This window comes from Faecalibacterium sp. BIOML-A1 (genome assembly GCF_009679715.1).
GTDB lineage: Bacteria > Bacillota > Clostridia > Oscillospirales > Ruminococcaceae > Faecalibacterium > Faecalibacterium taiwanense.
This window is the reverse complement of sequence record NZ_WKZJ01000025.1, coordinates 1-7759: the sequence shown is the minus strand read 5'-3', so window position 1 is coordinate 7759 and position 7759 is coordinate 1. Positions and strand designations below refer to the sequence as shown.

At 59.2% G+C, this 7759-nt stretch carries 5 protein-coding genes; 2 read left to right on the top strand and 3 right to left on the bottom strand.

The window, feature by feature from the left end; all coding sequences use genetic code 11:
• The 3 genes from GKG36_RS14475 to GKG36_RS14465 form a co-directional block, all read right to left on the bottom strand.
• Positions 1-1555: hypothetical protein (locus GKG36_RS14475; RefSeq protein WP_206671183.1), on the bottom strand; the 1555-nt coding region annotated here is incomplete at its 3' end.
• A 113-nt stretch (positions 1556-1668) separates the two neighbouring features.
• On the bottom strand, positions 1669-4167 hold the full coding sequence (locus GKG36_RS14470; protein ID WP_154261321.1) for a LuxR C-terminal-related transcriptional regulator: 2499 nt from the start codon (positions 4165-4167) through the stop codon (positions 1669-1671).
• Between the two features lie 385 nt (positions 4168-4552).
• Positions 4553-5707 carry a site-specific integrase gene (locus GKG36_RS14465; protein WP_154261319.1) on the bottom strand — a complete coding sequence of 385 codons (1155 nt, stop codon included), beginning with the start codon at positions 5705-5707 and terminating at the stop codon, positions 4553-4555.
• Between the two features lie 455 nt (positions 5708-6162).
• Between GKG36_RS14465 and GKG36_RS14455 the strand changes: the two genes are divergently transcribed.
• Both GKG36_RS14455 and GKG36_RS14450 read left to right on the top strand, forming a co-directional pair.
• On the top strand, positions 6163-6441 hold the full coding sequence (locus tag GKG36_RS14455; RefSeq protein ID WP_347563059.1) for a threonine/serine exporter family protein: 279 nt from the start codon (positions 6163-6165) through the stop codon (positions 6439-6441).
• A gap of 97 nt (positions 6442-6538) precedes the next feature.
• Complete coding sequence (locus tag GKG36_RS14450; RefSeq protein WP_154261317.1) at positions 6539-7660, top strand: AI-2E family transporter; 1122 nt, start codon at positions 6539-6541, stop codon at positions 7658-7660.
• The last annotated feature ends 99 nt before the right edge of the window (positions 7661-7759 follow it).

Genomic DNA, 7759 nt, shown 5'->3' with positions numbered 1-7759 from the left:
CCGTATAGTCTGTGGGGGCCTGCTCCGGCCGGGCGATCTTCGCCTTCTTGCTCTCGTTTACTTTGCCTTCCACCAGATCAAGGCCGTGAGACATGATCAGGCGTCCCAGTTCGAGGGCATAATAATCCTGTTCCTCCGATGCATCCGTTTCCGCCGTGATGACGGTGCCTGCGCCGGAAACTTCCATCTCGTCTGCTGCCACGATGGCCGAGCCGCCGGCTTTCACATCCAGCGTGCTGTTCGCCACGGTGAGCTTGCCGCACCGAATGCCAAACTGGAAGAAGTTGCCTTCCGAGTTCGTGCCTGCAATGGTCACGGTGCTGTTTCGGATGGTGATGTCCTCGTCAGAGCGGCCTGCCCGGATTGCGTCATCACCAACATCCTCATTGATATTGCCCGTAAAGGTGAGGGTTGCGTTATCCAGCGTCAGCGGGCCTTCCGTAAGGATTCCATCGGCGTTGGAAAGGGTGGCTGTGCCGGTAATGGTCAGCTCTTCCGCCAATTGGGAATCGATGCAGCTGGAAACGTCTCCCTCCGCATCCTCGCCCAGCGTGAGGTCGGACTGTTTCAGCGTCAGGGTGTGGGCAGCCGGGTCATAGGACACGGTGCCGTTGCCCAGCACGTCGTTCTGGTTGGTTTCCGTTACCTGCGTGCCTGCTACCCAGAGGTCGTAGGTTTCGCTTTCCTGCTGGTCCGGGTCCACATCCGTCAGTTCCAGATAGGCGTGGTTTGTCTCTTTGACTTCAAAAAAGCTGTCAAGTTTTTCCTGCACGTTGGTGTCGATTTCCGTATAGTTTTCATCATCGCCAGTGCGATACCAGAACCTGCTTACGTCCTTTCCGATGCCCAGCCTACTCAGGCCGAAGTCCATACCGATAGTCGTCACATTCAGGAGCAGGTGGCCGCCGTTGTAGGTCAGATGACCCTGTTCCCCGATGTACTGCTGCGCATGGATCACCAGCTCGCTGCCATGGTTCATGGTAGTGAAATTGGCGATGCCGTATTCTGCATTTGTGATCTTCACCTTGCCATCGATCTGAACGCTTCCCCAGCCGATGCCCGTCTGGAAACCCTTCAGCGTGATTCTAGTATCGGAAGCAATCGTCGTTTTATCGTTTGTAGCGCCTAAAATTCCTTTCGACTGGTTTCCCGCATCGGTATTGGAGAGATCGTATTCTCCCCTTACTATTTCCTTTGCTCCATCAAAGCCGTTGCTTTTCGTTCTGCCCGTTACTTTGCCGTTTGCCACCAGCCTCAGATTTTCTTCACTGAGGGCTTTGACCAGCGAGTAATTCTCCGAGTCCAAAGTTGTGTCCAGCGTCACGTCTCCGTGAAAGGTCAAAAGGCCATGGTCATAGGATACCTCACCCTGAATGTACGGCACCCTCTCATTATCATCGACCCGTCCGACATACTTCGGATACAGAAACACACTTGTCACCCTGCAAGCTGCTCCGATCGTCGGGCTGCCCGCCAGTGCCAGCGGGGCCGCGAGGTTCAGCGCGAGGGCTGCGGAAAGCACCCCGGCGAGGAATTTCTTCCATCTTCGTTTCATTGCAAAAGCCTCCCTTTTTCTACCAATTTTGTTGCAGGAAAAAAGCTCCACGGTTCACTTTTAGGATACCGTGGAGCTTTGGTTTTTGCTATTAACCCGGGGTTAGTTTTTGGTTAATTCCGGGGGGCGTTTTTCTGGTACCACTCGGCCAGGCGGGCGCGGCGGGTGCGGGGGTCGCCGCCCATATCCAGCTTTGCGTACAGCTGGTTGATGTACTGCTTCACCGTGCCTTCGGAGAGGTAGAGGGCGGCGGCGATCTCCTTGTTGGTGCACCGCCCGGCCACCAGACGGGCCAGCTCCCGGTCGCGGTCGGTCAGGGGCAGCTCCGGCGCGGGGGCGGGCAGGCCCAGCCGGGCGGCAAAGGCCCGGCCTGCGGGCAGGATGCGGGCCACGAAGGGCCCCAGGCGCGGCTCGCAGGCGGCCCAGTCCTCTCCTTCCAGCAGGGGGGCCAGAGCGGGATACTGCTCCACAAAGAGCACCCAGAAATCGTCCTGCACAGCGTCCAGCAAAGCCGCTGCCAGCGTGGCCCGGGCCTCGGCCCGCTGGCCGAAGCGCAGCTGCGCCGCCGCCAGCTGGATACGGGCCTGCAGGCCCACCAGCCCGTAGTGCATGGCCTCGCACCGGCGCAGCAGGCCCTCGCTGTGGGCGATCACCTTCACGTACTCCCCCTGCGCCAGCCAGACCTGCTGCTCGATGAGGGACATCATGGGGCGGCAGGGCCCAAAGAAGCTCACCTCGGCCAGCTTGTGCTCCCGGAACAGCTCCGGGGCCTGCTCCGGCCTGCCCTGCAAAGCGTAGAAATAGGCGGCGATGCTTTCCAGCAGATGCACCTGCACCCCGTCGTGCTTTTGCAGCAGGGCGGCGCGCTTGGCGGCAAAATCGTACCCCTCTTTTTCCTTGCCGCACAGGGCCAGCCGCAGGGCCAAAAAGTCGCAGCAGAGGGTCATGTTTTCCTGCCCGGCGGCATCAGCCCGGGCCCGCTCCAGCAGCACGGCGGCTTTCTCCCACGCCCCCTGCAGGTAGGCGGCCTCCGCGTCCATCAAAAGCTCGGCCCCCCGGCCGTGGCCGTTGGTGATTTTATAATAATGGGGCATACACTCGTACATTTCGGCCAGTTCTTTGCCCAGCTCCCCGGGGGCGCGGTAGTACATCATCAGCACCGAGGGGGAGCCGAAGGTCCAGCTGCCGCTGTTGCGCAGGGTGACGGCGGGGCGGCTCATCTGGCGGCTGGCGCTGCGGTGGAGGCGGCTCATCTGGGTGATGTCGTTGTAGAACAAGAAGCTCTGGATGAGGTCGCACTCCCCCAGCAGGTTGCCCCGCTCGGCGGCGGGCCACTCGGGGTGTTGGGCCACGGCGGCTTCCAGCAGGGCTTTCAGCTCCATCATTTTGGGGATCTGCTGCCAGGTGAACATCCGGCGCATCAGCACCAGAATGGCCAGCGGGTGGCGCTGCAGCGCTTCCACCGGGCAGCGGTCCAGCCGCTGCAGCAGCTCGGCGGGGCTGAGGGAGGCAAGCAGATCCCCTGCGTCCGCCTCGATGACGGCAAGGGCTGCGTCGCGGTCGCCGCAGTGCTCAAAGGCCTGCAAAGCGTGGAGGTACTGGGCTTTTTGGGCATACCAGCGGCCATACCGCTGCCAGACCTCCGTTTGCCGGGCGGCGGGCAGCTGGGCAAAGAGCCGCTCGGCGCACTCTTTCATCATGTGGTGGAAGCGGAAGCTCACCCCGTCCGGCAGGCGGGTGACAAAGGCGTTTTGCTGGGTGAGGGCCCGCAGCACCTCCTCCGCGTCGGGCAGGGCGGTGACAGCCCGGGCCATCTCCACCGTGAACTCATCGGCCAGCCCCATCACAGCGAGGAAGCCCCGAGTCTTCTCGGGCAGGGACTCCAGCATGGCGGCGGTGAACATGGCGTAGATGTCCGGCCCCGGCTGCAGCAGGCTCCCCCGCTCGGCCAGGGCATGGAGGTTCAGGTAGACGGCGGAGAACCACCCCTCGCAGGAGCGCAGCAGGCTCTCGGCCTGGGCGGCGGTGATCTCCACGCCGCAGCGGTGGGTGTAGGCCAGCAGCTCCTCCCGGTTCAGGCGAAGGCCGTCGGCCTCGATGCGGTGGAGCCGCCGCCCCAGCCGCACCACCTGCTCCCCGGGCAGAAAGCGGTTGCGGCTGGCCACGATAAGGTGGACGTTCTCGGGCAGGCGGTAGGCCAGCCGACACAAAAACTGCGCCACCCGCTCGTCCCCCAGCAGGTGGAAATCGTCCAGAAAAAGATAGTAGGGCGTTTTGCCGCCCAGCGCGGCACACAGGTCCTCCAGCAGCAAAGCCGCGCCGCTGGCGTCGGCGGGGCAGTCGTAGCCCTCCAGCACCGTCAGCCCGGCGGCGGCAAAGGCCTTCTGCACGCTTTTCCAGAAGATGGAGCGGTTATCCGAGTAGATGCTGGCTTGCAGCACCACGGCCCCCGCCTTGGCCTGCTCTGCCAAGAACCAGCGCACCGCCGTCGTTTTACCGTAGCCCATGGGGGCCACCACCGCCGTGAGCGCACAGGACGCTATGGGCCGCAGCGTCTCCCGCATTCGGTCCGAGATGTAGATGATGTTCAGGTTCTGCCTGTTTCTGGCCATGCGCGTTCCCCTTTTCCTTATGCTAAGGCTATTGTAGCACATTTGCGGCGAAGAGAAAAGTGCGGCAGGGGTGCAAAAAAGCAGGCAGAGCCTTCGCCTTTGCGAAAAGTTCTGCCTGCGTTCTTTTTATAAATTGGGATTCTTGGGAGCGGCGGTTTTGGCTTAGTACATGCCGCCCTTCCAAACCACACTTTTGGAGCCAAATCACGAATATCGGGAAACGTAGACTTTTGTAGAATTATCAAGGCCACAAGCCGATTTTTCCAGATTCTCCGTTTTTGCACGATCCACGCTTTTCTACGCAAATCTACGCCACTTACCGGGCGATTGGCGTAAGTTTTGGCGTAAGTTTCGGCGTAAGCAATTCCGCTTCATGCGTCGAAAATCACAGGTTGCCGACGATCTGTTCAAAGGCTCTTTCAACCGATTCAAAGCTGCTGTGCGTGTAGACATCCAACGTCACACTGGCATTGGAGTGTCCCATCAGGTATTGCAGGCTTTTTACATCCAGCCCGGCCTGTTGAACATTGGTGCAGAAGGTGTGTCGCAGCACATGAGGTGTAATGCGCGGAACCGGTTTGCCGTACGCCTTCTCAAACTTTCCCTGCACGCCACGCATATAGTTTTCCAAGTGCATTGCCACCTTCGGCATTCCGGACTTGTCCAGAAAGAGGAATCCGCTGCAACCATCCACCAGCGCTTCCACTTTCGTGGACGCTCTGGCTTTTACTACACGCCGCAACGCTGCACAAACGGTATCTGTCATGGGAACATTGCGGATACCGCTTTTTGTTTTCGGCGGTGTGACAAAGTAGGGCTTTTCAGCCGTCCGGCAAAGCTGCCGCCGGACATGGATACAGTGCCGTTCAAAGTCGATATCTGCTCGTGTCAGGCCGTACAGCTCGCTCACACGCAAGCCGGTTCCCATAAGAATGACGATATCATCATAATAGTTGCCGCCATAGTCTTGAACGAATTGCAGATATTTCTCCTGCTGTTCTCTGGTCAGGGCATTGCGCACATAAGCGTCCTTCGGCACAACATCGGACAGCTTGAACTTGAATGGATTCTTGCGGATGATGTCATCCTCCACCGCCATCTCAAACGCCGGTCTGACAACGCTTTGCAGGATTCCTATGGTGTTTTGCTTGAAACCGCTGTCATGCAGAAACACGAACCAGCCTTTCGCATCGGACAATTTTACCGTTTTAATGGCTTTTTGCCCGAAAGGGTCAGCATGAATCCGCTTGACCGCTGTGTTGTACGACCGAAGTGAATTGGGTTTCAACCCACGTTTCAGGTTCATATAGCGGTCAACCAGATCAGCCACTGTCATCTCTCCGGCAGCATAGTCGATGCCGTCTGCCAGATCGCGCCACAGTTCTTCCTCTTTTTTCCGCAGCTCTGTCAGGGATTTAGCGTAAATACAACGCCGTTTCTTGTGGATATCGGTATAACGATAGTCGTAGGTGCCGTTTGCTCTCTGGCTTTCGCCATCCTTCAAAACACGGCCCTTGCTATCCTTGCGCTTTTCAGGCATTTAGAAGCTCCTTTCTGTGAAAAGCGCATATAGGGGTTAATTTTAGTATACCATACCGACCATGCGATTTCCACCGATATCGAATAGAAAAGACGTTGCATCATTCTCAAATAGAATACGCCATCTGAGAAGGTTGCCGCCAGATTGTCCGGGTCTTGTGGAGCGAGAGCCGAACGGGAACCGTGAAAGCAGTCCCAGTAGATGTTGCCTTTAGCTCGTTCCGGGTCAATGTGCTCGCTGTTGGAAAGGTTGAAACTGCGGTCATTGTGCTTGGGGTTATAGGTGCCGTGGGTTCCGGCTCGTCCGTTGTGTCGCGTTAATTTCAGATAGACATCCCTCTTTTCCTGTATTTTTTGTGTACGGCCACTCGTGCGATCAAATCACAGAAGTGATACAATTCTTCTAAGCAACGGGTCTCGCATTTCAAGACCGTGTCTTGAAATCTTCTCTCGGTTCTGGCCAACCTGCTGGCCGGGTTTTGCGCGGCTCTCTACGCCGAGGTGCTTGCCCGTTGCCGCAACGCCCCCTCTACCCCGTTTTTCATCACCGCGGCCATCCCCCTCATCCCCGGCAGCACCCTATATTACTGCATGAACGCCGTCGTCTCCAACGACCTGCCCGCCGCCGAGCATTTTGGGGAGCAGACCTTTCTGGCGGCGCTGGGCATTGCGGGCGGCATGGCCATCGCATGGTGTCTGGCCGATTTAAGCCGGAAGCTCCAGGGGCGGCTGTAAAGCGCGTGCTGCGCCGCGCCCCGGCTGCTTGACAAGCTGGTTTTTTCTGGATACAATAGAAAAAACCTCGGAGACGCTCCGGGAAAGGAACATTTGGATGAGATCGAACACGAAACAGGCCCTGCTGGTGACGCTGGTGGGCGTGACGCTTTTTGTGGCGCTGCTGCGGCTTTCGGACGTTTTGGCCTTTGCCGCGCAGCTGGTGGATCTGGTGCTGCCCATTTTGGCGGGCGGCATTCTGGCGTTGTTCCTCAGCGTGCCCATGGCCGGGCTGGAAAAGCGGCTGGGGCGGCTGTTTGCCAAAGCGAGAAAGCAGCCCTCGGGCAAGGCGCTCCACCTGCTGAGCTTTCTGCTCACCCTGCTGGGGGTGGTGCTGGTGCTGGTGCTGGCCCTGACGCTGCTGATCCCGGAGCTGGTGCAGTCCTTCCACAGCCTGTATCTGCAAATTGAAGCCAACATCCCCCGCTGGACGGCCTACCTCCACGCCCAGGACCCCGACATGGGCTGGCTGATGAGCCGGTTGGAGGGCATCGACTGGGAGCAGCTGCTGCACAAGGTGACCTCCGGCCTCGACACGGTGCTGGTGAACGCGGCGGGGGCCGTTTCCGCCACGGTGAATCTTGTGGTGACGGCCTCCTTTGCGCTGATCATCTCCGTCTACCTCTCGCTGGGGGCACAGAGCCTGGGCCACCAGGCCCGCACCCTGGTGCGCGCCTACCTCAAGCCCGGCCATGCCGCCTGGGTGCTGAAGTTCTGCCGCCTGTTCCGCCAGTCCTTCGCCAACTTCCTCACGGGCCAGTGCAGCGAGGCGGTGATCCTCGGCATGCTTATGAGCCTCGCCTTCTCCCTCTTCCGCATCCCCTACGGCAGCCTGGTGGGGATGCTCACCGCCATCTGCGCCATCATCCCCTATGTGGGGGCTCTGCTCTCCTGCGTCATCAGCGTGCTGCTGGTGCTGCTGGTGGACCCCCTGCTGGCGGTGCGCGCTTTGCTGGTCTACCTTGCGGTGCAGTTCATCGAGAACCAGTTCATCTACCCCCGGGTGGTGGGCAAATCGGTGGGGCTTTCGCCCCTGTACACCCTTGTGGCAGCCATGATCGGCGGCAAGCTCTTCGGCATCCTCGGCATCCTCTTCTTCATCCCGCTGACGGCGGTGGTGCTGGAGCTGGTGAAGGAAGACGCCTGCCGCCGCCTGCGCACCAAAGAGACGCTGCAATAAATAAATAAATAAATAAATAAATAAACAAACAGCGGCCCCGCAGACCTTTTTCAAAGTCTGCGGGGCCTTGTGCTGTGGGGCTATTTTACCTGCACGGTC

Bases quoted from the DNA above. Each gene is read 5' to 3' on its own strand.
- GKG36_RS14465 (WP_154261319.1), bottom strand. From the start codon at position 5,707: ATGCCTGAAAAGCGCAAGGATAGCAAGGGCCGTGTTTTGAAGGATGGC.
- GKG36_RS14470 (WP_154261321.1), bottom strand. From the start codon at position 4,167: ATGGCCAGAAACAGGCAGAACCTGAACATCATCTACATCTCGGACCGA.
- GKG36_RS14450 (WP_154261317.1), top strand. From the start codon at position 6,539: ATGAGATCGAACACGAAACAGGCCCTGCTGGTGACGCTGGTGGGCGTG.